The organism is Streptomyces sp. NPDC097107 (assembly GCF_044762405.1).
GTDB classification, from domain to species: Bacteria; Actinomycetota; Actinomycetes; order Streptomycetales; family Streptomycetaceae; genus Streptomyces; species Streptomyces thinghirensis.
On sequence record NZ_JBIWEF010000015.1, the window covers coordinates 140400 to 164584 of the forward strand.

The 24185-nt window shown below is 66.7% G+C and carries 23 protein-coding genes and 2 pseudogenes; 22 read left to right on the top strand and 3 right to left on the bottom strand.

The genetic code is table 11. The features are described from left to right. Positions 1–10: 10 nt before the first annotated feature. The 4 genes from ACIQ1J_RS30615 to ACIQ1J_RS30630 all read left to right on the top strand — a co-directional run bounded on the left by ACIQ1J_RS30615 (position 11) and on the right by ACIQ1J_RS30630 (position 3796). Complete coding sequence (locus ACIQ1J_RS30615) at positions 11–1516, top strand: ATP-binding protein (protein WP_403561881.1); 1506 nt, start codon at positions 11–13, stop codon at positions 1514–1516. Positions 1517–1548: 32 nt separating this feature from the next. After that, positions 1549–2244 (top strand): hypothetical protein, encoded by a 696-nt coding sequence (locus tag ACIQ1J_RS30620; RefSeq protein WP_403561883.1) that lies wholly within the window; start codon positions 1549–1551, stop codon positions 2242–2244. A gap of 129 nt (positions 2245–2373) precedes the next feature. Next, the gene (locus tag ACIQ1J_RS30625; protein ID WP_403561885.1) at positions 2374–2937 is read left to right on the top strand and encodes a hypothetical protein; all 564 of its coding nucleotides are present in this window, start codon (positions 2374–2376) and stop codon (positions 2935–2937) included. Between the two features lie 97 nt (positions 2938–3034). Next, complete coding sequence (locus ACIQ1J_RS30630) at positions 3035–3796, top strand: hypothetical protein (RefSeq protein WP_403561887.1); 762 nt, start codon at positions 3035–3037, stop codon at positions 3794–3796. Positions 3797–4299: 503 nt separating this feature from the next. On the opposite strand, the gene ACIQ1J_RS30635 is transcribed toward ACIQ1J_RS30630, so the two are convergent. After that, positions 4300–5181, bottom strand: a complete 882-nt coding sequence (locus tag ACIQ1J_RS30635; RefSeq protein ID WP_403561889.1) for a hypothetical protein — start codon at positions 5179–5181, stop codon at positions 4300–4302. A gap of 624 nt (positions 5182–5805) precedes the next feature. Between ACIQ1J_RS30635 and ACIQ1J_RS30640 the strand changes: the two genes are divergently transcribed. The 3 genes from ACIQ1J_RS30640 to ACIQ1J_RS30650 all read left to right on the top strand — a co-directional run bounded on the left by ACIQ1J_RS30640 (position 5806) and on the right by ACIQ1J_RS30650 (position 11195). Further along, positions 5806–7899, top strand: coding sequence for a CHAT domain-containing protein (locus ACIQ1J_RS30640; RefSeq protein WP_403561891.1), 2094 nt, complete (start codon positions 5806–5808; stop codon positions 7897–7899). Between the two features lie 693 nt (positions 7900–8592). Then, positions 8593–8982: a hypothetical protein gene (locus tag ACIQ1J_RS30645; protein WP_403561893.1), complete on the top strand. Its 390-nt coding sequence runs from the start codon at positions 8593–8595 to the stop codon at positions 8980–8982. An 8-nt stretch (positions 8983–8990) separates the two neighbouring features. After that, positions 8991–11195, top strand: a complete 2205-nt coding sequence (locus ACIQ1J_RS30650; protein WP_403561895.1) for a PQQ-binding-like beta-propeller repeat protein — start codon at positions 8991–8993, stop codon at positions 11193–11195. A gap of 262 nt (positions 11196–11457) precedes the next feature. Here the strand turns inward: ACIQ1J_RS30650 and ACIQ1J_RS30655 are convergent, their stop codons facing one another. Beyond that, on the bottom strand, positions 11458–11592 hold the full coding sequence (locus tag ACIQ1J_RS30655; protein WP_403561897.1) for a hypothetical protein: 135 nt from the start codon (positions 11590–11592) through the stop codon (positions 11458–11460). 44 nt (positions 11593–11636) lie between these two features. Further along, a complete protein-coding gene (locus ACIQ1J_RS30660) occupies positions 11637–12023 on the bottom strand; it encodes a hypothetical protein (RefSeq protein WP_403561899.1) in 387 nt (128 codons plus the stop codon). A 261-nt stretch (positions 12024–12284) separates the two neighbouring features. On the opposite strand from ACIQ1J_RS30660, the gene ACIQ1J_RS30665 reads away from it, so the two are divergent. The 15 genes and pseudogenes from ACIQ1J_RS30665 (at position 12285) to ACIQ1J_RS30735 (ending at position 24173) form a co-directional block, all read left to right on the top strand. Continuing rightward, entirely contained in the window at positions 12285–13304 is a 1020-nt protein-coding gene (locus tag ACIQ1J_RS30665) for an ISAs1 family transposase (RefSeq protein ID WP_403561901.1), read from the top strand. Positions 13305–14186: 882 nt separating this feature from the next. Then, on the top strand, positions 14187–14546 hold the full coding sequence (locus ACIQ1J_RS30670; RefSeq protein WP_403561903.1) for a hypothetical protein: 360 nt from the start codon (positions 14187–14189) through the stop codon (positions 14544–14546). Between the two features lie 575 nt (positions 14547–15121). Then, the gene (locus tag ACIQ1J_RS30675; RefSeq protein ID WP_403561905.1) at positions 15122–15508 is read left to right on the top strand and encodes a hypothetical protein; all 387 of its coding nucleotides are present in this window, start codon (positions 15122–15124) and stop codon (positions 15506–15508) included. A gap of 158 nt (positions 15509–15666) precedes the next feature. After that, the gene (locus ACIQ1J_RS30680; RefSeq protein ID WP_403561907.1) at positions 15667–16392 is read left to right on the top strand and encodes a hypothetical protein; all 726 of its coding nucleotides are present in this window, start codon (positions 15667–15669) and stop codon (positions 16390–16392) included. Between the two features lie 91 nt (positions 16393–16483). Beyond that, a complete protein-coding gene (locus ACIQ1J_RS30685) occupies positions 16484–17149 on the top strand; it encodes a hypothetical protein (RefSeq protein WP_403561909.1) in 666 nt (221 codons plus the stop codon). 95 nt (positions 17150–17244) lie between these two features. Next, positions 17245–17685 carry a hypothetical protein gene (locus ACIQ1J_RS30690; RefSeq protein WP_403561911.1) on the top strand — a complete coding sequence of 147 codons (441 nt, stop codon included), beginning with the start codon at positions 17245–17247 and terminating at the stop codon, positions 17683–17685. 79 nt (positions 17686–17764) lie between these two features. After that, positions 17765–19033 carry a type IV secretory system conjugative DNA transfer family protein gene (locus ACIQ1J_RS30695; RefSeq protein WP_403561913.1) on the top strand — a complete coding sequence of 423 codons (1269 nt, stop codon included), beginning with the start codon at positions 17765–17767 and terminating at the stop codon, positions 19031–19033. Beyond that, the gene (locus ACIQ1J_RS30700) at positions 19030–19260 is read left to right on the top strand and encodes a hypothetical protein (protein WP_403561915.1); all 231 of its coding nucleotides are present in this window, start codon (positions 19030–19032) and stop codon (positions 19258–19260) included. Before ACIQ1J_RS30695 ends, ACIQ1J_RS30700 begins: the two co-directional genes overlap by 4 nt. Then, positions 19257–20429 (top strand): DnaB-like helicase N-terminal domain-containing protein, encoded by a 1173-nt coding sequence (locus ACIQ1J_RS30705; protein ID WP_403561917.1) that lies wholly within the window; start codon positions 19257–19259, stop codon positions 20427–20429. The genes ACIQ1J_RS30700 and ACIQ1J_RS30705 overlap by 4 nt, the downstream gene beginning before the upstream one ends. A gap of 152 nt (positions 20430–20581) precedes the next feature. Then, positions 20582–20683: pseudogene (locus ACIQ1J_RS30710) on the top strand (DNA methyltransferase); the annotation flags it as partial. Between the two features lie 121 nt (positions 20684–20804). Further along, positions 20805–21710: pseudogene (locus ACIQ1J_RS30715) on the top strand (DNA cytosine methyltransferase); the annotation flags it as partial. A gap of 93 nt (positions 21711–21803) precedes the next feature. After that, complete coding sequence (locus ACIQ1J_RS30720; protein ID WP_403561919.1) at positions 21804–22403, top strand: DUF4913 domain-containing protein; 600 nt, start codon at positions 21804–21806, stop codon at positions 22401–22403. Beyond that, positions 22400–23170 carry a glycosyl hydrolase gene (locus ACIQ1J_RS30725; protein ID WP_403561921.1) on the top strand — a complete coding sequence of 257 codons (771 nt, stop codon included), beginning with the start codon at positions 22400–22402 and terminating at the stop codon, positions 23168–23170. Before ACIQ1J_RS30720 ends, ACIQ1J_RS30725 begins: the two co-directional genes overlap by 4 nt. Further along, on the top strand, positions 23167–23643 hold the full coding sequence (locus ACIQ1J_RS30730) for a hypothetical protein (protein ID WP_403561923.1): 477 nt from the start codon (positions 23167–23169) through the stop codon (positions 23641–23643). Before ACIQ1J_RS30725 ends, ACIQ1J_RS30730 begins: the two co-directional genes overlap by 4 nt. Further along, positions 23640–24173 carry a hypothetical protein gene (locus ACIQ1J_RS30735; protein ID WP_403561925.1) on the top strand — a complete coding sequence of 178 codons (534 nt, stop codon included), beginning with the start codon at positions 23640–23642 and terminating at the stop codon, positions 24171–24173. Before ACIQ1J_RS30730 ends, ACIQ1J_RS30735 begins: the two co-directional genes overlap by 4 nt. Positions 24174–24185: the final 12 nt, after the last annotated feature.

Genomic DNA, 24185 nt, shown 5'->3' on the forward strand with positions numbered 1-24185 from the left:
GAGAAACGTCATGCCCCGTACCCGCGCCAGTGCCTCCCCTCTGTTCGTGCCTCGTAAGACGACACGCGCCGAGCAGCGGGCCGCCCGAGCCGGTTTCACCGAGGCCCGCCGCCAGGCACGCCTCGCCGGAAGCCCGCCCAAGCACCGCGCCGAGCAGACCCTCGACCCGGATCTGCGGCCCACCTATCCGCTCGCCGGTCGCCCCGGTCCCGCGTCCGCCCGCGGCGGCAAGCTCGCCCTGCCCGCCCACCGGATGACCACCGCCACAGCCAGCGGCGCGTACCCGTTCGTGGCCGAGGGCGGCTTGGGCGCCGAAGGGGTGTTCATCGGCCGCGATGTGCATGCGGAGGCGGCCTTCTGCTTCGACCCGTTCTCGCTCTACAACAGCGGCAGGGTGGAGGGCTTCACCAACCCCAACGCGGTCCTAGCCGGGATCATCGGCATGGGCAAGTCGGCGCTGGCGAAGTCGATCGCCACCCGGTCGATCGCCCACGGCTACCGGATCTACATCCCCTGTGATCCCAAGGGGGAGTGGACCGGTGTCTCGCAGGCCCTCGGCGGATACAGCATCGCCCTGGGCTCGGGGCTCCCCGGCCGGTTGAACCCGCTCGACGCCCCGGCCCGCCCCACCTCCGTGAGCGAGGAGGACTGGTTCACGGAGGTCCGCAAGCGCCGTCTGCTGCTCCTGGCCAGCCTCGCCCGCACCGTGCTGAAGCGCGACCTGCTGCCGATGGAGCACACCGCCCTCGACCTGGCCCTGGATCTGGTCGTCGCTGACGCCGCCGCCCGGGGCACGGTGCCGCTGCTCGGCGAGATCGCGCACGTACTCGGCTCCCCCGAACGCCTCGACCAGGCCCTCGGCCACCAGGCGGGGCACCTCGGTTCAGCCGCCCAGGACCTCGCCCATGCCCTGCGACGTCTCGTGCATGGCGACTTGAGCGGCATGTTCGACGCGCCGAGCACCGTGTCGTTCGACCCGACAACACCGATGCTGTCCATCGATCTCTCCCGTCTCGGCGGCTCCGGGGACGACACGGCACTGGTGCTCGCGATGACGTGCGCGAGCGCGTGGATGGAGTCAGCCCTCAGTGATCCCGATGGTGGTCGGCGCTGGGTAATCTACGACGAGGCGTGGCGGCTGATGCGGCACGTCGGGCTGCTGGAGCGGATGCAGAGCCAGTGGAAGCTCTCCCGAGGGCTGGGCATCGCGAACCTGATGGTGATCCACCGGCTCAGCGATTTGCTCTCGGCGGGCGACGCCGGGTCTCGCGGCCGGGTCCTTGCCGAGGGGCTCCTCGCTGACTGCAGTACGCGCATCATCTACCGCCAGGAGCCTGACCAGCTCGCCGCCGCTGCGTCTCTGCTCGGCCTGACCGGCGTCGAGACCCAGGCGGTGTCCGCTCTGACCAAGGGCCGAGGTCTGTGGAAGGTCGCTGGCCGCTCGTTCATCACCCAGCACATCCTCCACCCGGCCGAGCGGGAGCTGTTCGACACGGACGCCCGCATGGCTGCCTAACCCAACGACCGGCACAGCAACGGGAATCGATCATGTCTGCTTCTTCCACTCCTTCCTCCGGTGACAACCAGCCGTCGCAGACCACCGACCCTTTGGCGTGGCGACGGCACCTCCCGGCACTGGCCTCGGCCGCCGCCGGGATCAACGAGGCGTGCGACGCCTGGGATGCGGTTTCGGACTCCCTCTGCGACGCGGACGGCTGGCCGCTGGACGACAAGGTCTACGGGGACGGGAAGGTCAAGCGGGACGCCGAAGCGTGGAAGCACGCCGAGGTGTTCCTCAACCACGGACCCGAGGTGCTGGCCGGGGTCCGCGCCGCCGCCGACGGCCCCGACTACGTCGAGGGGCCGATCAGTGACGACCTCCGTCGGATACGCGGGATCGACAACATCCTTTTCCGGGCGGAGGAGCTGCGGCACGAATGGGACGGCGTCATGGCGCTTATGGACGGTTCGCAGCCGAGCGTGCTCCACCTCTACAAGGAGCGTGCCGAAGAGCACCGCAACACCGAAGGCTGGCATTACTCACACGAACTGGGTGCCAAGGGGCCGGCGTTGGTGCGCGTCGGCGAATACCTCGCTCACCGAGCGGACACCGAACGGCCGACGCAGACCGAGCGGGCTCGCGTCGCCCTGACCCGCTCGCCGCACAACACCCCTGCCGTATCGCCTGCTTCACCCCAGGTCCCGCCGGCATCGCATCCGCCAGCTCCCGGTCGCTCGCGGTGATCCCTAGCACGCAGTCACGGCAGCGCCAAACTGCCCGATCACCAGATCCTCATGGACCACCGCAATCCTCAAGCTCCACGCCCCCGTCGGCTCCCGCCGTGCGGCGGGGCGTTCGCAACGGAGAACTCCATGCACCACGAAACCCCGCCCCCGAACGCCACATCCGATCCGCGTCGCCTTCAGGCTGCCCTCCGTTCAGCGCTCGGGCAGCGCGGCCTGGAGGGCACCGTCGAGTACGGCCTGAGCGACTACATCGTCCACGCCGAGCTTCCCGACGGCAGTTCGCTGATCATCTCGCCGCCGCAGGAGCCTCCCTCCGAGCACCCCGAGTCCCCGGAAAGCTGGATGGTCACCCGCCACCGGTCCGTCGAGCCTGCCGTCTACGAGGTGATCTACGACTCCGAGCCGGACGGTCCGCATGCGCGCCACGGCGTCAGCGTGCCGGATCTCCTCTCTGCTGTCGACGCCCACCTGGACCAGCTTGGCGTACCGACACGCCAGGAGCAGGAACGTTCCGGCAAGGCGCGCGCCGCCACCGTGCTCCCGCCCGACTCCGCTCCATCCCGGGCGAGGGTCGCTCTCGCCTCCTCACCGTCGGTCGGCCAGCGCGTGCTCCCGACCGGTCCGCCGCCGGAGTCTTCCGCGCGGGCCGCGCCGCCGCCGGCCAGTTCCTCATCCGCTCCCCGGCTCTGACCGACCGCGATCCAGGAGTCCTCCGTGCACCGCACCCTCAGAACTGATCCGCCCGTCGCCCGCACCTGCAACCGCACCCGCCTCGGATGGATCTGCCATGCCCAGCCACTACGACGTGCTGCCCGACCTGGCCTTCGGCCACCACCCCGTCCACGGCATCGTCGCCGCGAACCCGAAGAACCTCGCGGCCAGCACCTGGATGCTCAGGGGATTCGACTTCCATCCCGTCCCCGACCAGCCGACGTTGTACGCGCTGGCCGACCAGAACCGTGACGGGCACGGCCGTACGAGCCGGGCCATCGAGCTGCTGCGCAAGGCCGGCTACCAGGTCGATGTGGACGTCGCACTTGACCCTGCACTGGCGCCCGAAACGGCACAGGTACGCGACCGCGGTCCGCTCGGTGAACCAGACGTCGCCTTCGCCGATCACCCGCAGCTCGGCATCGTCGCAGCCCTCGACGACCGTGTCTCCGGCCTCAGCGGGCTCGCGCTGGTGGAGGACGGCTGGCGGCACAACTCGAGCCTGGACATCTACACGCTCCCCGCGACCACCGATCGCGCCGAGGCGCTAGGGAAAGTCGCCGACGCCACGGTGGCCCTGCACCGTTCGGGGCTCCAGGTCGCAGTGCAGCCCCGCCTCGCTCAAGAGGTGACGGCTCGGCCCCGCCCTGCTGCCACGCCGGCCGTCGGCCGTGAGCGCGGCCGTGGTCCCGCTCGCGCGTCTCCGTTGAGCGCCGCCGCGCTCGCCGCCAGCCCGGCCCGTGCCGGTATCCCGGGAAGGCCGCCGGTCCCCGCCGCCGTCACCACACCGGCGGTCCGGCCGGTTGACCCCCGCATCGCGTACTCCCGCGACCGCTGATCCAACTCCTCAAGGAGGCCCTTTCATGGCCGTTGCTGGTAATCCCGGCTATCAGAACTTGCGGAATGCCAGCCCGAGCGACCGCCGAGGGGAGCTCTGCGAGACGGACACAGACGGGAACGTTCAACCGCTCTTCCGCCCGTGCCATCGGCTCAAGACCCGCGAGGACTTCGGGGCCGCTGGTCCGCCGTTCTAGCAGCTAGACAGAGGGGAAAGAGAGTGAATCGCCGTCCCCAACTCTCGGCGGAATGGGCGGTATTTGTCCGTGAGGTCCACGGCGTCCGGGTCCGGGTGGCCGGCCTCCCGCAGGAACTCGACCACGTCACCCGCCTGGTAGGCGGTCCCGAGGATCTGCCCGTCATATCGAACCTTGCGCCACCCGCGCTCGTCGGGCGGGTAGACGACTACACGTCGCTCCATGCCCCAGCCTCTGAGAGGGCGGCTGGGGCCGCATCTCAGGGGCCTCCGCTCGAAGCGGTGTGCTGCGCATGCATGTTCTATTTTCAGGTGTCCCGCCCCAACTGCGCGCGCGTCTGCTTGGCGAGGTCGACGAATCCGTCCAGCCACTCCTGAGTCACGTGGCCCTCCCAAACCGGCAGGTGCAGGGACGACACCCACGGGCCGTGGACTCGACTGCCTGATCCGAGATCCCCGAAGGCACGGAACCGAGTGGGCACCCGCGCCATCTTGATCATCTCTTTGGCTAGTCTCCGGAGGTCGTCGGCGTCTGCGATCCAAACACTGTTCGACTGTGGTTGCAGTCGCCTCACCGGCTGATGCAAGCGATGCGCCGGAGGGAACAGGTAGGCCGAAAGTTGTCCGTCGAGGTCGAGATCAAAGCCCACGCCATCGACAGTGAAGTCGATGGCCCCCACGTTCGAGATCCGCACCCCGGGAAAGAATTCAACGGAGTCGACGTTGACCGGCTTAACGTCCTTGAGATTCTCGATCTTTGTGACGATGCCAACACTGCTGGCACTGACCGCTTCCGCTTCGGCCTTCGGCGTGGTGAACGCCTTGACGACCTGATCCAACTGTTTTGCGCTCAGGCCGGCACCTCGGCTCTCCGTAACCTGCCGCGCCTTCCATGCAAGCAGCTCCTCGGTCGGGTAGGACTCCTCATGGGCATCCACCCACCTGTGGTGCTTGAGGCACAGAAGCAGCAGGTTCTCCTCGGCGTTGAGCTTGCCGTTGGCCTTGGTGAAGTTCGGGTCGTACCGAGCCCCGCCGGGCTTCTCGGCCCGGATGTGCGCCACCTCTACGTTCGGGCTCTGGTGGCCACGGTGCTCCTCGATCAGAGGCTCTGAGCAGTCGGGGTACGCGCAACCCGTCGCGCGACCGAACAGGATCTTGCAGAGGCGGGCACCAGGGCTGAAGTCGCTCACCGGACTGACGATAGGTGGTCAAAGCCGCTCCGACCTGGGAAATCCAGCATCTCGCCGGGCTGCAGCCCAATTAACTGACGCACCGCCAGATCTACTCGAGTCAACCTGACGATTCCGTCCCTGCAAATCCTTAACCCCCGACGAAACCCTACGGCTTCGCCATACACTTCATCCCGTAACGCCCCTAATGGAAGGAGCACCCCTTTGGGAGTTGTCGGTAAGCTCCACTATCAAAAGTTGCGGAATGCCCTGGGGCGATGGGCGTGCCTGGGTCATCTGATCACGCGGTGCTATCACGGTCGCAGCTCGTGAATCTAAGCTTGGCCACGGCCTCGGCGACGTTGTTGCTTTCAGTGCAATGGTGACGATCTCGAGTACAGTGCCGCGTTCGTCACAGATCAGTCTTCGTGCGCTGGCCGTCCAGCGATGGGCGCATGTCACCTGCTGGTCAACACCCCAGCGCAGCCTGCTAGAGCGGGCGCAGACGCCCACAACAGCAGTCACAGACGCCGATAGGGTAGGACGTGTCGGGCTGACCGACGTTTCGCCAGCCCACTCGGCCCAACTGCCGAGTCAGGTGTGGGAGTGCGACGCCCTGCAGGGCAGAGAGCGAGTCTGACGCAGGTGCGACCCGATGAGTTGTTTCCTTCCGCTGCCGGATACCTCGACGTGCCTTCCAATCTGGACGTGGATCCCACGGATCCGACCAGTGTGGCGCAGTTGCTTGCCCATATCCGACTTCAACAGGATCACCTTCAGGACACCCCCCACGTGTGGGAGCAGTTCACCAAAGCGCTCCTGAGCGACATTCGAGGTGTTCCAGCTGTCGTTTCCCAGGTTCCTGAAGGGGCGCGTGTTGTTCTAGCACTGGGCGTCTGCTGGGCCCCCGCGCGGCTGGCGTTCGAGTGTGCGCAACCCTTAGCCATGTGGGAGTGGCTGCATCGGGCGGTGGCTACATCAGACAACGAGGGTGGATCGATCGACATTGACTTGGGGCCGGTCGACCGGGCCCTCAAAGACCCGCACTGGGCCAAGTCCGTGGAGCGAATCGTCATCTTGCTGGCGCCGATGGTGTTCTATCTGGCCAATAACCACAGTACCGGCGAGCACCTGGCTCAGGGCTTCCGTGCACCTGTATTCTCCATCTGCGCCCGCGCCTTGCCGACCGGGGACAAGCATGTGGTGGAGGCTGCCCTTCACCTGGCAAAACATTTGGTCTGGCAGGACTTGCGTCGGCCGGCGTGCCTCCTAGGACACGCCTTGGAGCTTCTCCTGCTGGCCAATCCTACTCACCCTCTCGCGGGGGCCATGGCTGCCTTTCTGGCCGGGGAACGGCCTCCGGTGACCCATCGCGACCCCACTGTAATCGCGGCGTGGGCGGCACAACATGTCTCCATGAATCCCTTCGCCGCCCTGAATCTTCAGGTGAGTCGATTCTTAGGGATGCCCAAGAACGAGGGTGACGCCGTCCTGCCTGAATTGTTGCAGCAGGTGGAGGAGGTCATCGCCATAGTGGAGAGTGAGAGCGATCCGGCGCAGGTGTCACGCGATCGAGGCATCGTTTTCTCCATTTTGGGCCAGCTTCAGTACCGGCTTCTCCAGTCAGGTGACGCGCTGCACCTGACCCAACTGCTGAGCATCTGGCGGGGTGTACCAGCGGATCAGGCTCGCAACGACCGGTGCCTTACGCTGGCGAACGCCGGAAGTAAGGTCTGGTTCCGGCCAGGTTCGGCCCCATCACCTGACCTCCCGGACTCGGGTAACCGTCTCACCACGGCCTTCAATAAGGCATTGGGGAAAGCCTTGGTTACCCGCGGCCAAGGCGACACCGCACTAACTCATCCTGCCACCGGGCGCAAAGATCTGACCCAGGCAGAGGAGTTGCACGACGCCCTGCACGCCCATCTCGACGTAGCGGATCTCGTGGAATTCGCCTTTAGTGAGGACGCCGCCGCCTTTATCTCGCTGCTGCCGAGCCTAACCCCGGTGCAAGCGATGCTGGCCCGCGCGCAAGGACCGGCCCTTCCGCTGGCCGTCAGTTTGCGAGCACCGCTGCCGGACCGTCCTGTGGAACGAGTGCAGTTGTGGTGTGGTGATGCACCGTCAGCTCGTACGGAAGCCGCCATCGTGGAGAGAGTCTTTTCCTACGCTGGTAAAACTGTCGACGCAATCACTGGCGATGACCTGTCCCGCGACCGATTCCTTGCCGAGTTCCAGCGCGATGACTACGACGTCATCTGGGTCGTCGCGCACGGGTCGCACCCTCCCTACGCGCCCGACCAATCTGCTGTCGTGCTCAGCGACAGCGAATACGTCTTCCTCGACGACCTCGCCCGCGCGACGCGGCCGCCAGCGTCAACCCGGCGCCTCGTTGTGTTCAATACCTGTGACAGCGCGGCCGCTGACACACAAGGCCCTTATGACGACCGGGGAATCGCCCGTTCCGTAGTCGGACCCGACCAAGCGGTCATTGGCCACTTGTGGCCAGTCGACGGAGATGCCGCCACCGTTTTCGGTGCGCTCCTCGCAATCGAACTCGCTGACGGAAGCGATTACGCGGAGGCATTCGCCAACGCTCTGCGTGATCTGCAACAGGATTGGGCCACGTTGGCCGGTCAGCTCGGTGACCGTGGTATCGGGTCCCTGGTAGCCGAGCCCTTGGACGGCTTCAGGCTGCCCACCATCTTCGACTGGGGAAGCGCCGCCTTCCTGGAATGACCGATGGTGCACGCAAGGGGCTACGGGGGCCAGGCATCGCCAGCGCACGGGCCGCCCAAGCTGGCAGGCTGAATTAGGATGATCCCTCATGGTTTGTCGGTAATCCCGGCTATCGCACCTTGCGGAATGGAGCTGCCGTCGGTGCAGACCGCACTGCAGAGGGTTTGCCAGCCACCATCTCCATCAACGGGGCGGCAAGTTCGTTCCACGGCCACCCTCTTCTTTCGGGCAGGCACGGTCGCGCAGATGAGCGCGGATGGCCGTGTCGAGGGGGTCGCCCCAGCCGTTGAGGAGCTCGGCAGAAAGTAGCCTGGGACGGTGGCTGGCTGGGGAGACAGGGATGCGGCTCGGGGCATCTCGGCTCTGGCGAGCCCTGCGTCCGGCCGGTCGACGGCCCATTCCGCGACCGCACTCAGAGAAGGGGACCGCGAGGGCCGTGCACCCGTCAAGGACGCGGTCAGAGGCTGGCGGGCTACTACGTCCGCAGCTCGGTCGCGGACCAGGGACAGAGGAGCGGGAGGCTCTCCCCGATGCCAGCTTCCAAGAGGTCCGACGCCATCCCCAGCGAACGGCGATCGCGTCCGACGATCACACAGGGATCTCATCCGGGGAAACGCTGCGAGGACGCTGGGTACCGTCCTACAGTGAGCGGCTGAACACCAACTTGAGCTGCCTTTTTGGGAAGTGGGGGGCATGGAATTTCGCATCAAGGTGGAGTGCGCCGATGTCGAAGATGCAACGGCGGCCGAGTTGACCGGGGAGTTCGCGGACTGGTTGGTCGAGGACCGTTCGGTTGGTGCGCATGCTGACATTCGGAAGATCCGTCCACCGTCGAGTGACGGTGGGATGTCCGGAGACGCCGTGGCCTGGATCGCGCTAGCGACGTCGTCGGGTTTCTCCGTAGCCACTTTGGTCTACGCGCACCTGGCCTTCCGCGCCTCGCTGCCGAGCAGACTCCGCGGCACAACGCGACTGATTGTCGAGCGTAATGGGGTGCGCGCGACCATCGAAGGCGAATCACCAGAGGCCGTCGCCCAACTCGCCCGGACCCTGCAAACGGGCGACTCCACCCCGCTGGTATAGGGCCAACCATGGCAGTTCCTGACCCGAAGGCGAGCCGGGCAGTACTAGTCGGCGTTCATGCGTACACCCGGCTGGAACCTCTCCCCCCAGTCGCCGCAGGAGTGACGCGGCTGGCCCAGCTGCTGCGTGACCCCTCGGTGTGGGGGCTGCCAGCGACGCACGTCACCGTGCTTGGGTCAGACGCATCCGGGGACACCATCCTCGGGGCCATTCGGGACGCGGCAAGCGAATGCACCGACACGCTGTTGGTGTACTTCGCCGGACACGGGTTGCGCGACCGCAGTGGTGAGCAGCTCTACTTGGCGTTGGCCGACGCCGATGATGACCACCCAGAGATCGGTAGTCTCAGGTATTCATCACTGCGCCTCGTCGTGGGCCGGGCCGGGTACAAAGCGCGGCGCCGGATCACCTTGCTGGACTGCTGTTACAGCGGCCTGGCTGGCGGCATGGGCGCCGGCACCCTAGCCCGCCCGGATCTGGCACAACTGCTTGATCAGGATCACTCCGACGACATAGATGACGAGACCGACGGCTACGGTAGCTGCGTCTTGACCTCTGCACCCAAGACAGGGCGATCATTCGCACCGCCGGGGGCCCGGTATCCCGAGTTCACCGGCGAGATGATCGATATTCTGGATCACGGGATCGAGGGTGCCGGGCCGACCCTGAGTCCAGACCGGATGTGGCGCCTCGTGCGCCGTCGGCTGCGGACGAGAAACAGTCCCGAACCCCAACAGTTCGGACACAACAGCGTCGTCCTACACGACTGGGTGTACAACCGTGCCCACCAGCCACCACGGATGCATGCACCCTTGAACTCACGCGCCACCGCGCCTTCACAGCCCGAAGCCTCCCAAACGCCAGAGACGCCTCTGCCTGCACGTGCGCAAATTGGTCCTCCCTCCACCATTCCTTCAGCCCGGGCCGAGGCACGCCGCTCACGCACTTCGTCCCACACCGGACGACGTGACGCTCCCAATATGACCCGCCGACGCGTATTGCAAGTGGGGACTGCAATAGCCACCGCAGGAGGGATCACCACTGCCGTCATCCTCAGCCGCGACGATGAACCTGGACCCGACCAGTGGCGCCTGCGCTGGCGTTTCACCGCCGGAGGAGGCCCCACTGCAGAACCGTCAGTGGTCGGCGGAGTGTTGTACACCAGTAACGACAACTACAACCTGTATGCGGTCACTGTTGCCACCGGCACACAGAAGTGGGTCTATAAACATAACGATTACGCCATTTCACCCCCCACGGCGGCGAACGGAAAGGTGTACTTCGGTGGGAAATACTCCCAGCTGTACGCGGTAGACGCCACGACGGGAACGCAGAAATGGGCCCTGGACGTCGGAACCGTCTCTACGGCGCCGGTCGTAGTCGATGGAGTGGTGTACGTCGGGACATCTTCGGGGAGCCCTCACGTGTACGCAGTGAACGCCACCACCGGCAGGAGAAAGTGGGCTCTTGCCGTTGAGGCGGCAATCGACGCGTCGCCTGCGGTGGCGAACGGTGTTCTGTACTGCGGCGACGCCAAGGGCAACGTATACGCGGTGGATGCCGCGACCGGCAAGCAGAAGTGGAGCACGCGCAAAGGCGACCAGATCCGCTCTTCGCCCCAAGTGGCGGGCCGATTGTTGTACGTCGCCAGCAAAGGAGGTCAGGGCCTGTACGCCCTGGATGTCACCACCGGGGCCCAAAAGTGGGTCTTCCCGATCCCAAGAGTCGACAGTCCGCCGTTCGTCGTGGCCGACGGGAAGATGTACGTAGTCAATCAGGAGGAGACGGTGTTCGCGCTGGACGCTGAAACAGGCGCGAAAAGATGGACGTACAGGATCCCCACGAACGAATACATCAGCGGTGGGCTCGCGATCGTTAATGGAGTAGTTTATCTCGGGAGCGACGACCACAATGTACATGCGATAGACGCTTCGACCGGGAAGAAACGGTGGATGTTCGCTACCGGAGGCGACGTGATGGGGACCCCAGCGGTGACGGATGGAATCGTTTACGCTGGCAGTACGGACAAGCATGTGTACGCACTGGATGCAGCTAGCGGAAAAAAGCTATGGGCATGCAAGACCGACACCGAGATCTTCTCAGTGATGATTGCTGATGGAGTAGTTTTCGCCAGAGACTACAACTCCGGCAGAGATTATGACGCGTCTATCTACGCATTGGACACCGGCCCCCGCCCATCCGTGACGAAGTAATACCAAAATTTTCCGATCGCCTTCGAGAAAGTTTTCTCAGAGAAAATCCAAAAAGCGCCACTGTCAAATTATGTGCGTCAGGCGTCAGGCCGCTACCGTTCCCGGATCGCTGCGGCGCTTTCACCATGGAGGAAAACGGCGATCACCTTGGATCGGCCAACTAGAACGCTGTAGCAGCAGTTTGCCGAGGGCACAGGATCTGCGAGGGACTGCCCACGATGGCGGCACGGGAAGCCTATTCTCGGATATGAATAACGCCGGGTCAGCGGCGGCTGACTTCTGCGGCGTAGTCGGGGCCGAAGCCCTGGCTTTCGCGGGTCCAGTTGTCTCCGGTGGACTGGTGGAATCCGAGCAGTCGGCTTATGACGACGGCGGGCAGCTCCGAAGCGATGTCCATCAGCAACACGTGGCGCGCGAGCTGGGGCGGGACGCCGATCGACTTCAGGCGCCGACCCAGGGTGTGCGGGTCGATCGGCTGTCCAGGTAGAGGCTGTGGAACAGCCACTTGGGTTCCTCGAGCGGGACGGTGGCCGCGCGGCCGTTCCGACGCTCGGCGAGCTGGCGGATCAGGTCGTCCAGGGGCGCGGGAATCTCCGCGGGTACGCGCCCGAGCTTGAGAGCGAGCATGTCGCCACGGTCGACAATGTGCTCGGTGGTGAGGCGGCTAATACGGCCAACGGGCTGGGCGAACAGCAGCAGGAGCAGGCCGGCGGCCCGGTCGGCGACCTGGAGTTGCTCGTCGTGGACGAGGCGGCGGACCAGGGCCCAGCGTTGGTCCTTGCCGATGATGCGCGCGGTGAAGTAGGTGCCGATGCAGGGCTGTTTCAAAGTCCCAGTGGTATAGGAAAGTTGCAGGTCACGGTGGTGTGACGCCTGCTGGCCGTCCCGTCTCGTACGCAACGAAGCTCCGGTTGGAGCGGGTGACCTACCAAGTCGCCCTGCCGAACCGGAGCTTCGATGTGTCGTCAGTCTGCCAGCGTCTGTCTGATCAAGTCGCCCTCGCGTCAGCACCGTGCCGATGCGGGACTGCCGCAGCGGCTGGCCACGCTGGCTGACCCGCGGCATCGGCGGGGCAAGCGTCACCCGCTCGTGAGTGTGCTGCTGGTCGCCTGCTCGGCCGTACTGGCCGGGGCCCGCTCGTTCGCCGCGATCGGGCAGTGGGCTCGCAACGCCCCACAGGACACCCTCGCCCGCCTCGGCGCCCGCACGACGACCGTGTTCAGCGCCCGGATCGCGCCGAGCACGGCGACCATCCGCCGCGTCCTGAACGCCGTCTGTCCCGGCGGACTCGCCGACCTGCTCGGCGCCGACCCGGCCGGAGCGCTCACCCTGGCCGTCGACGGCAAGAGCGCCCGTGGCTCACGCACCACCACCGACCCGGCCGCCCATCTGCTGGCGGCGATGACCGGTACCGGACAGACCGTCACCCAGTTGCGGGTGCCGGACAAGACCAACGAGATCACCTGCTTCGCCGCCCTGCTGAAGCCGTACGACCTGGCCGGCGTGACGGTGACCGCCGACGCCCTGCACACCCAGCGCGAGCACGCCCGGTTCCTCGTGGACGACAAGAAAGCCCACTACCTGCTGATGATCAAGGCCAACCAGCCCGGACTGTTCCGGCAGTTGAAGTCGCCGCCCTGGACGCAGGCCACCGCGCGGCGCTACGACCGCGAAACAGGGCACGGACGCAAGGAGACGCGGACGGCCAGGGCGCTGACCGTCACCGATCTCGGGCTGGACTTCCCCCACGCGGTGCAGGCCGCGAAAATCCTGCGCCACCGCACCGACCTGCGCTCGGGAAAGGTGACACCGCAGACCGTCTACGCACTCACCGACCTCACTGCCCGCAAGGCATCTCCCCAACGGCTCGGGCAACTGGCCCGCTCACAATGGGTGATCGAGAACCGGCTGCACTTCGTCCGTGACACCACCTTCACCGAGGATGCCTCCAAGATTCGCACCGGCCACGGCCCCGACAACATGGCCACCCTCCGCAGCTTCGCGATCAACCAGCTACGAGCGGCAGGTCACACAAATATCGCCGCCGGCCTCCGCGAGATGTCCTACCAGCCCTTCCACCGCCCGCTGGACCTCCTCGGCCTGGCCTGACCAGCGACGATCCGAGATCGTCAGACTTTGCAACAGCCCTGGGTACGAACCCGTCCGTCGATCGCGAGCCCGCTGGACAGAGACCGAGATGGAACGCTTTACAACCCAGCACCGCCGGCCCGCAGGTGGGCACGGGATGACGCTGGATTGCATGCACCTCACGGAGGCCGCAGACGTTAATTCGTACACCCACATGAGAAGCTGCCGTGATTGCAGTGAAACCGGAGGCAGATAAAGATTAGAGTTGAACCCGTCAATAGATTTGGAAGGGTTTCCGAATGGACAGTGGACGGCATCTTGTCGGCCACATCACAGCACCGATACAATCGCCCCCCATTGGGATTCGCAAAAAATTCCCCATCATCAAGGGCGGCGAAAATTGACCCTCCTCGATCATTCACTTCTAACCTTGACCGACGGACCAATCGCCGATTCCATGACATACGAGGAATTCGAGACATCCCTCATTCACGGAATACTATTCGAACCAGGATTCTATCTCATAGACGCCTACCTATTCGCCTCAGATCACCTCCGACGCCACATATTTGAATCTTCCCCTGGAAGTATCAGCTTATTCGAACTGGCAATGAGGGAAGATGTTATTTCACTCGTTTCACGGGCGCCAGCCAGCAGCTACCCCCAGCTTCTCCAAGTGTTGCAAGAAATGCAGATCCAGAGCCCTTTCTCGAATGGCGGCCAAATCGCCGACCGGCTCGCGTCATCCGTCGGCCCCCTCGCCAACCCCACGGTATGGCCGGTAGCAATGGGGGAAAGTTACGGATCACTGCTGCGACAATGCCTTCAGGGAAGCGAACCAGTCGGCCTGACTCCAGGGGTATGGCAGGGTACACGGAGATCCTGCGGAATGAAGCGTTGAACGTGGCCGAGGAGTTGAGTTCACGTCGCCCCGGAGCGACAGGTGGAATCCGGCGGGGCGAGCTGATCCGCGCGGCAGGGACAGTGCTTGGGGTATTTGACCCGCAGGAACAGGCTGTCGTAAATCGCTTTCAGATAATCAGGCGACTGACGTCTGCCGGTTATTCAACAGAGCACGGCGAATTTATTGACACCTTCTTTGACTGGATAGACCAGCTGCACCACATTAATTACGCAAAGGCGCTGGACGCAAGGGCATCAGCCATCGCCACAGGAGACCAGGATCTACCGGTGGTAGACAGCATTACGAGGCGGAATCCGACAAGATCAATCATCAACGCCGAGCGACTGTCTCGACATTGAGGTTCGAATGCCGAGCTCGCGAATCCTCCGGAACATGGCTCCGCGCGCAATTCTAGAATTGCGCAACTACGGTATCGACTGGCGAAGTTCCGCAATGAGATTTATGGAAACCCCCAGCACGACATCAAGGCATGCAGCGGAGGCTGCTCTAGCACAGTTCAGCAAGAACATTCGAGGCGTCGCCGGACAGGATTCTCTAGTTTCGGTGAAATTTAGGGCGTTCGCCTTCAAAGCTGCCTCCGCTTTGCTCGCAACGGCAGCCGATATCATTGCGCCGTCAATAGGCCCGTATCTCACAACCGTAGTCGGTACGGGATATATCGCCTACCAGTACCTGACGAATAATCGGACTAGTAAGGTTCGCATTCAGATTCGTTCGGAGTCGACCTTCGGCTAAGAACGGCCCCACGTTTCCAGGGATAACAGGAGCTACGGCTCTAATTCTTTGGCCAAATCGTCAGACGTCCGCTTGAAAGATCGGAATTAAATTCGACATATGAGTCTTTCATTCACACGCGCCGACTCAGCACCACCGGTTCCTGGCAATTTGCCCCACCCCACCCCGTTCGAGTGAAGTGCAGATAAGCACGGACTGCTGGCGCGCCTCGAACGAGGGCGACGAGCAGGACAAGGCCGCCTGGCTCAAGGCGAAGCGCGCCGAGGAGCAGACGGCGTCCGAAGCCTGGTCCGAGCAGTACCGGATGCCTCCCCTGGAGGGGACCGAGCGGGCCGTTCCCTGGGGCGTGCGCTGTCGTCACCAGAGCCTGACCAACGCCTACACCGCACTGGTCACCGAAGGCACGACCAGCGAAGCGGAGTGGGCGGAGATCGAGGAGAACGCTCGTACGGTGACCCGTGCCGGGTGGTGGATAGACCAGAGGTCGTCCGAGCCCGAAGACCTCACCGAACTGCTCCGAGCCGCCACCGGGGCCGACCGGCCGACAGGGAATCCCTTCTTCTGACCGACCGGGTGCCCTGCTGCGGCGGGGCACCCGGCTGACCGCCACCGTGCGGCTTCTACCAGCGATTCTCGGCCGGACCAAACCCCGGATGTGCCGGACGCTCTGCCCACTGGCCCACCTCCAACGGGTCCTTCGCTCCCTCTGCCCCGGAGACTTCCGTGCCTACCTCGATCACCATCACGTCCGAGTTCAGCGGCAGCGTCGTTGCCAAGGGCGCTACTGATGACCTCTCCGCGCAGCTCCTCCGTCACGCCGGTTTCAAGCAGATCGACGACTGGCACGGCCGACGCCACCGCCTGCCCACCACCACTCCGCTCGCCGACCAGGTCGCCATCGCCAGCCATGCGGCCGAGATACTTCGAGCCGCTCGCTATGACGTCACCCTTCCGCCGTCTCTCGACACGGCCCGGATGAGCCCTCCGGTGCATGCGCTGGGGCCCTACGCCGCCGGAGCCGAACTTCTCAGCATCACGGACCAGATCCGTGCGGCCGAAGACGGAGCCAGCCTTCAGCGGGCAGTTGACCACCTCCTTCACCCCGAGCACGGTGCGCTGGAGCGTGTCCGGGAGGCGCTGGAAGCAGCGGGAGAACAGGTCAACGACCTGGACGACGACGCGTATGCGCTCGCCGACCGGTTCGGCTTCGCCTCGGAGTTCGTCAGCTCGGCCCAGTCCGAACTCGTCGATTCCGAGGCCGAGCTACGCCGCGTCGGCGCCGTTTCGACGAGCTACTCCGCAGCACGGACCGTCCGTGATCACCGTGGTGCCGCTCTGACCACTTCTCCTGCGGCGAACCAGGCCAAGGTCTCCTCGGCGTCCAGTTCCCAGACGGCTCCTCTCACTACGACGGGTCACCCGCCGCGCGCCTCAAGCCCCCGACGATGACCCACGCCTCTCTTTTCGCCGTCGGCAACCAGTACGTCGCGCGCCCCCGCTCGACTCACCCGTAAAGGACCATTCACCCGAAGAGGCAAACGTGCCCAAGTATTACTCCAGCATCGGCGAGGCCGTCGGTGCGGCAATGCAGCACAACATCCGGCTCGCCCACTGCAGCGCGGCACCGGGCTCCGGCAAGCCCCTGCAGGTCAGGCACCTGCCCAGCGCTCCCGCCGATCCGTACTCGGTCTGCGGGATGACCTCTCGCCTCCACGAGGACGCCTCGCCCGATGAAGTGGCGGGCATCATCGAGGAGGTCACCGGCGCACTGGTCGGGCCTCTGCCCCAGCTGACCGAACTCGTCGCCTCTGCCGCCGACTGGACTCGCGCCCGTCTCGACTTCGACGACCCGCATCACCATCCGATTTTCGAGACGTGGACCCGACTGGCAGCCGCGTACGGGATGCTCCAGGACGTCCGTGAGCAGTTGGAAGTCGCCGAGGACGGTCTCGCTGCCTGTCCCGCAGAGCGCACGGACCCCCGGCACCACCAGATGGTCAACGTCTTGCGCAGCCGGGAGTTGCTCGACGATGTCCTCGGTGCCGAGGCTGCTCCTGTGCCGTCCGCTGCCCGGAACGTCGATTCAGACCGGCAGCGGGCGGCCCGCGCCTCCTCGCCACGCACCGGAATATCGCCGTCGCCCGGCAGTCCGCCGGCCACCGCAGCACCTCCGCCCGCGCCTCGTCCTGCTGGCCGACCCCGCTGAAACGTTCCGCCTCAGACGTCCAGGAGTACCCCCATGAGCTGCACGAGAGCCGAGCACGCCCCGCCCCTGCCCGCTCGCACACTCAAGGAACCGCCGTGCCTTCCCCGCGCACCAGCGCGCCCTCGACCACCACCGGGTCGGACGCGCTCCTCTACCTCCTGTTCGGCATCCTCGGCGCCGCCATGGCCTTCGGCTCCCTGGCCTGGCTGACCGGGAATCTCACCAACACCTTCGTCGGGAGCGGAACATGGGCCCCCTTCCGCGTAGCGGACGCGCTGCTGCACCCAGAGGTGCTGTGGCCGGCCTTGAGCACCAGCATGCTGATGGTCGGCGCCCGCGTCGTCCCCGCCCTGTTCACCGTTGCCCTGGTCGTCACCGCTGCCGTGCTGTGGATGCGCTGGCGTGCCGGGTCCAAGTCCGGCCTCGCCCGCAAGGCGGACCTGGCGCCGCTGCTGGACAAGGAGATCGTCGCCAAGGCGAAGAGCCTGCGCCCGAGCCTGGGCGGCCGGGAGAGTAAAAGAGGTCCTGCCCGCTGACCGCGGCATCCTGCTCGGCACCCTCGATCCCGGTCGTGCGGAGGTCCGCGCGTCCTGGGAGGACGTGATCGTCGCGATCATGGCCCCGCGTTCCGGCAAGACGTCCGGGCTTGCGATTCCCGCGATCCTCTCGGCACCGGGTCCGGTCCTACTCACCAGCAACAAAGCCGCGAACGACGCCTTCACCACCACGGTGGACGCCCGCGCCGAGGTAGGCACGATCTGGACTCTCGACCCGCAGCAGATCGCCCATCACCCGCGCGAGATGTGGTGGGACATCCTCGCTGACGCCCGCGATCTCGCCGGGGCGAAGAGGTTGGCGGGGCACTTCGTGACCGCGAGCGTGGACGAGTCCAGCGGCTCCGACTTCTGGTCCACCGCCGCAAGCAACACCCTCGGCGCCCTCTTCCTCGCCGCCGCGTCCCACAGGCGGCCGATCACCGATGTCCTGGCCTGGCTCGCGATGCCGGCCGACCGCACCCCGGTGGACCTGCTCACCGACGCCGGCCACCATGCGGTCGCCGCCCAACTCCAGGGCACCGTCTCCGGCGCGACCGAAACCCGCGACGGAATCTATGAGACAGCGAGGCAGTACGCGAGCTGTCTGCTCGACCCGGACGTCGCCGCCTGGGTCACCCCGAGCAAGGATCTCCCCGAGTTCAGGCCGTTCGCCTTCGCCACCTCCCGCGACACCCTGTACCTGCTGAGCAAGGACGGCGGCGGCAGCGCGAGCGCGATCATCACGGCGGCGGCCGACGCCGTGATGCGCGCGGCAGTGATCGTCGCCGAGCGCTCCGGCGGGCGACTCGACCCGCCCGCCCTGTGTGTCCTCGACGAGGCGGCGAACGTGTGCCGCATCAGCGACCTCCCCGACCTGTACTCGCACCTGGGCAGCCGGGGCGTCATCCCGATGACGATCCTGCAGTCCTACCGTCAGGGCCAGCGGTGCTGGGGCGAGGCCGGTATGGACGCCCTGTACTCCGCCGCCACCATCAAGATCATCGGATCGGGCATCGACGACGCGGACTTCGCCGACCGGCTCAGCCGTCAGGTCGGCGATCACGACGTCCAGACCACCTCGGTGTCGACCAGCGAGGGCGGCAAGTCCACCTCGGTGAGCATGCGCACGGAGCGGATCCTACCGCCGGACGCCATCCGCGCCCTACCCAAGGGCAAGGTTCTGCTGCTGGCCACCGGCATCCGGGTCGCCATGCTCAACCTCAAGCCCTGGTACAAGGAGCCCTCCGCCAAGGTGGTCGGCCCGGCTTCCGCTCGCGCCACGAAGGCCATCACCGAGCGTGCCCTCGCGAAGAGCATCGGCCAGGACGATCTTGGACTGTCGGCATGAGCCCGCCCACACCACAGCAGGAGCGGTTGGCCCACGCTCCGGTCGTCCTGCGCGGTGGCCGGTGGTGGCTTGATGGCGGGGTCGACTCGGTCCCCGCCTCCGATCCCGCCTTCACCGCCGTCCTGGACGACTTCGCGCTGTCGATAGCCGCTGCCGACCAGGCAGTCGCCGACCTCCTCATCCGGCAGGACGAGGCGTCCTGCATTGATCCCGGAGGCCGGCGGTGAACCCGCTGACGAGTGCCGAGCAGGCGGTCCTCGGTGCCGCACTCCTCGACCCCGAGCAGCTCACGCACCTGGAGTGGCTCGCTGCGGACCACTTCTATCGGCCCGTCCACCAAGCGCTGTTCGCCGCCCTCCGCAAGCTGCGCAACGACGGGTATCCCGCGCTCTCGGCCGATGGTCCGTTGCCGCTGTCGTGGGTGACCGACGCGGTCGAGGAGGCCGGACAGCACGTGCGCGGGCTGACCGCGGCGTACGCCCACACCCTGATCCAGGCGTGTCCCCGAACCGAGCACGCCCCGGTGTACGGACGCATGGTGCTGGAGGGGGCGATTCACCGCACCGTCGCCCAGCACGCGATCCGTCTCCACCAGGCGGCTCGGGCCGACGCCGTCCAGGGCGAGGTCGAGGGAGCCTTGCGCACGGCGGACGTCCTGACCGGCGTACTCACCGACCTTGCACGACGCTGGGGAACCGACCCTCGACCGGTCCCACCCACCGCTGGGCCCTCTGCCGCCACGGACATCCCGCCTCCGGCGCAGAGCGGCCAAGTCGCCGAGGACGAGCGGTTCCTCCTGGCCGTCCTCGCCGAACAGTCGGGGGCCATGGGCGAGGTGGTGGCCTGGCTGCGGCCGGGAGACTTCGCCGACCCTACCCACGGGCAGCTCTACCGGTGCCTGGGCGCGCTGCACCACCGGGGTGAACCCATCGACCGGATCACCCTGCTCTGGGAGGCCCAGCGACGCGGTCTGCTGGCCGACGGCACTGTGTCGAGCGAGCAGCTGACCGCCGTCTGCGAAGGCATGGTCCCCGGAAGCGCTGACTGGTTCGGGCAGCGGGTGATGCGCTCCTCCGTCACCCGCACCGCCGCCGCCTCCGCGCGAGCCATCCGGACTCTGGCCCAGGACGAGGTTCTGGGGCCCGGCCGGCTGATCAACCACGCCCTGCACGAACTCGGTCCGCTCGACGAGGTACGTACCCGCTGGGCCACCGCGAACAGCAGTCCGGCTCCGAAGACCACGGCATCCGCGCCGCCGACGGCCGAGCCGCCGCCCGACCGAGTGAAGGCCGCCCGCGCCCGCAGCACACCACGCCCAGGCACGTCACCCCCAGCCCCGGCCAGCCGTCTCCCCACGCTGTCGACAGCCCGACCACCCTCGCGCGGCCACCCGTGAGACCCCCTCCTCAACAGCCTCTTCTGCCCCTGGAACTCGCCTTGATCTACCCCGTCTCCGCACCCGCGCCGGACCTACGCGCCACGGCCCCGAGCCTCGCCACCCCCTTGATCGGGTCTCTCTGCTCGGGGTACGGCGGCCTCGACCTGGGCGTGCAGGCCGCGCTCGGCGGCACGCTCGCCTGGCACGCCGAGGTCGACCCGAACGCCTCGCGCATCCTGGCCCGCCACTGGCCCGGCGTCCCGAACCTGGGCGATATCACCGCCGTCGACTGGTCCACCGTCCCCCGGGTGTGCGTCCTGACGGCCGGCTTCCCCTGTCAAAGACGTCTCGGTCGCCGGCCGCCGGGCCGGACTCAACGCCCAGACCCGCTCCGGGCTCTGGCTGCACGTCGCCCGTGCGGTCGCAGCCCTCCGACCCTGCCTGGTTGTGATCGAGAATGTGCGCGGCCTCCTCACCTCCTCCGCCGGTTCCCCTGGCGACGTGGAACCCTGCCCGTGGTGTCTGGGAGACACCGCAGGTCAGCCTGCTCTGCGGGCACTCGGTGCCGTACTCGGATCCCTGGCCGACCTCGGGTACGACGCGAAGTGGCTCGTGCTTCGCGCCTCCGACGTCGGGGCCCCGCACCGCCGCGAGCGGACCTTCCTCGCCGCATGGCCCGCCGGGCACCCTGCTGAAGACGCCGACCAGCAACATCGGGAAGAACGGCGGCAGCCAGCATCCGTCGAAGCGGAAGAGCGGGGGGCACGGTCCGAACCTGGCCGACGAGGTCGAGTGGCTGCTGCTGCCGACCCCGAAGGCGTCGGACGGAATCAAGGGTTCGCCGAACCAGCGGCACGGCAATGGCGACATGACCCTGCCCAGTGCCGCTGCGTCTCTGTTGCCGACCCCGAGGGCCAGCGACACGGGCACCCCGGGCCGCCGCCCCGGGAAGGGATGGCGGCCTCCCTTGTCGGCGGTGGTCCTGCCCCTCTGGGCGGAGGAGACGCCGGAGGCGGGGGCGCGGACCGGCGATGGGGAGCGTACGGATCCGCCATCACCCGATGGGAGAGCCTCACCCGCCCGGCCCCGGCCCCCACGGACGCGGCCGGTCGGCTCCGCGCGGACTTCGTGGAGTGGATGCAGGGCCTGGACGCCGGCTGGGTCACCGCGACTCCGGGGCTCGGCCGTCCAGCGCAGCTCACCGCGCTCGGCAACGGCGTCGTCCCACAACAGGCTGCGCGCGCCTTGCAGTTGTTGGCACCACCCTTCCCCCGCTGTCCCCGCTGCGCCGACCGATAGCGCTCCACTACCGCGTTCTTCCGGCCGGACCAAACCGCTGATTCTCCGGATCCTCTCGGGCATGTCGCCGTCTCACAGATGGAGCACACCCCCATGGCCGACACCAGCCCGACCTCCCCCGGCCCCGAGCCGTACCGCGTCCCCGACGCAGACCTCGACGACCTCGCCAGCACCCTCGCCAAGACCATGACCGAGGTCAGGCAGCACGGCGTCATCCTCGACCGCCTCGGCTCCGAGCCCGGATCCGGCGCCATCCAGCCGCCGGACGGCGCTCCGGAAGCCGAGGCGGCTGACGGGAAGAAGCCCGACGGCCCCGCCTCGGTGTTCATCCTCGCCCTGGGCGGCAAGGAATATGCCGTCGAACTCGCTGCCCTCAGCGACTGGGTGAACTACCTCTTCCTGCCGGTGTACGGCCGGGAGATCAGCACGAGCCGTCCCTGGTGCGCGCACTGGCACGAACACCCCGAGGCCGTCGCCCGGCTCCACGCACTCTGGCTCGCCTGGCAGCAGTTCACCGACACGGAGGCCGGCCTGTCCGGCCCCTCGACCTGGCACCGCGACCACCTGGACCAAACCCTGGCGCACCTGCGTGCGCCCGACGGACCGTTCGCGGCCTGCACGACCAACGCAACTCGCCCCAATCACCGGGTGCTGGCCACCCCGGCGCCCGAGCAGGCGGAAGTGGCGGCGTGAACGACATTCTCGACTTCGGCCTCGACGATCTCGCGCCGGTCGACGACGACTCCGAGGAAGCGATGGAGGCCCTCTGGACTGGCGACTTGACGGTGCTGTCGCAGCACCACACCACGCCCAACGGTTCGCACAGCTTCGTCCTCGCCCACGACCAATCGGTCACCTGGGGGATACCCGGCGAGCCACAGCTCGTTGCGATCGCGGTCGCTCGGGATCTGCGGCAGTCCACGTTCACGTTCGAGACGAGCCACCACGCCACGGCGTCCTTCGCACAGAACTGGCTGGCAGAACGCGGCTGCCCGCTCGAGCCGATCGCACTGCGCGGTGGCGACTACATCCAGCCCGCCGACGACCTCACCCTCCAGGTGGAACAGCAGACCCAGAAGTCGGGCACCCGCTACGAGGTCCTCGACACCTACACCTCTGACGACAACCCCAGCGAGGCGTGGACACTCGTCAACGACTCCCAGGCCACCCAGGCACCGGTTCGCCTCTTCTACGAGGAGTGGAACCACGGTGCCGGCACGTACACGATGCGCGAAGGCGTCTTCCCGGACGTCGGCGTCGCCCAGACCTGGCTGGCCGAGCGCAGCGAACCGCTGCCCGAGCCTCCGGAGTACAGCGACCACAACGGTGCTGTCGTCCGGGCCCGCATCGCCCTCTCCCGGTCCGCTGGTACCTCTCCGACACCGCAGACCGGGCTCGACGCGCCCCGCGCGACAGCGGCGGCACCGGTCCAGCGCGCGGTCCAGGGGAGGCTGCTGTGAGCCGCGCCCGCTTCGCCTTCGCCGCGCACCCTGACGCCATCGCCGACCTGCGGGAACTTCCCTCTGGAATACGCGATTTGGCCTTGCTGGAACTGCAGAACCTCGTCCACGGAAGCGACGACTGCTTGCCGTTGAAGGGCCGACTCGCCGGCTTCCACAAGGTGTACGTCGACCCGGAGGTCGCCTACCGGCTGGTCATCCAGTTCCGTCAGGCCCCACCGACCTCGACTCACAAACGCGAGATCTACCTCGTAGCCGCTGGCAGCCGGAAGGACTACGCGGTCTACCGCACGGCCCACCTGCGTACCGACCCCCAGCAAGAGGTCGGCCCGGACTCCGCCACGGAGGCCCGCGTGCAGGCCGCCCGGTCCCGCTCGACGCTCACCGCCGAACGGCCGACAGCAGGCCGCGCGACTACCCCCTCAACAGCGCCACCCTCGGCCGCTGCCCCCCGAAAGGCCGCCAGGCAATGACCAACGACCTTACTGCGCTGACCCGTTCAGGGCTGGCGGAACTCCTCACCGAGGCCGCTCAGGACGTTGGCGGCATTCCTGCCGCCGAGTACCCGACGGCTGCCGCCCGCTCCTACCTGCATCCCGTCTTGGGGCCGCTGGCCGCTGGGCCCCGTGTGATCACCGGGCTGAACGACCGGTTCGAGGGCTTCGTGGCCGCCGAGCCACGCCCCACTGGTTCGGCGGGCCTGTTCGCTCTGGCCTCATACGCCTCCGCGCTGGGGTGGCTCACCGAGTCGTTCGCCGAGCTGACCTCCTCGGTCGACGAGATCTGCACCCGCGTGGGCATCCCCGCGCAGCGCTGCGCAACGATCGGCGCCCCGACCGGCCGAACCGATCAGGACGAGGAGTTCGACTTCGCCTTCAGCGCACTTGAGTTGGAGGCGGTCCGCAACGCAGCCGAGGCCGCCGGCCTAGGGCCTGTTGCGAAAGTGACGGTAGTTGCCGCTGTGAGTGCTGATGTGGCTGGCTGCTACCTTCCGGAGCCATGACCGACAGCGTGT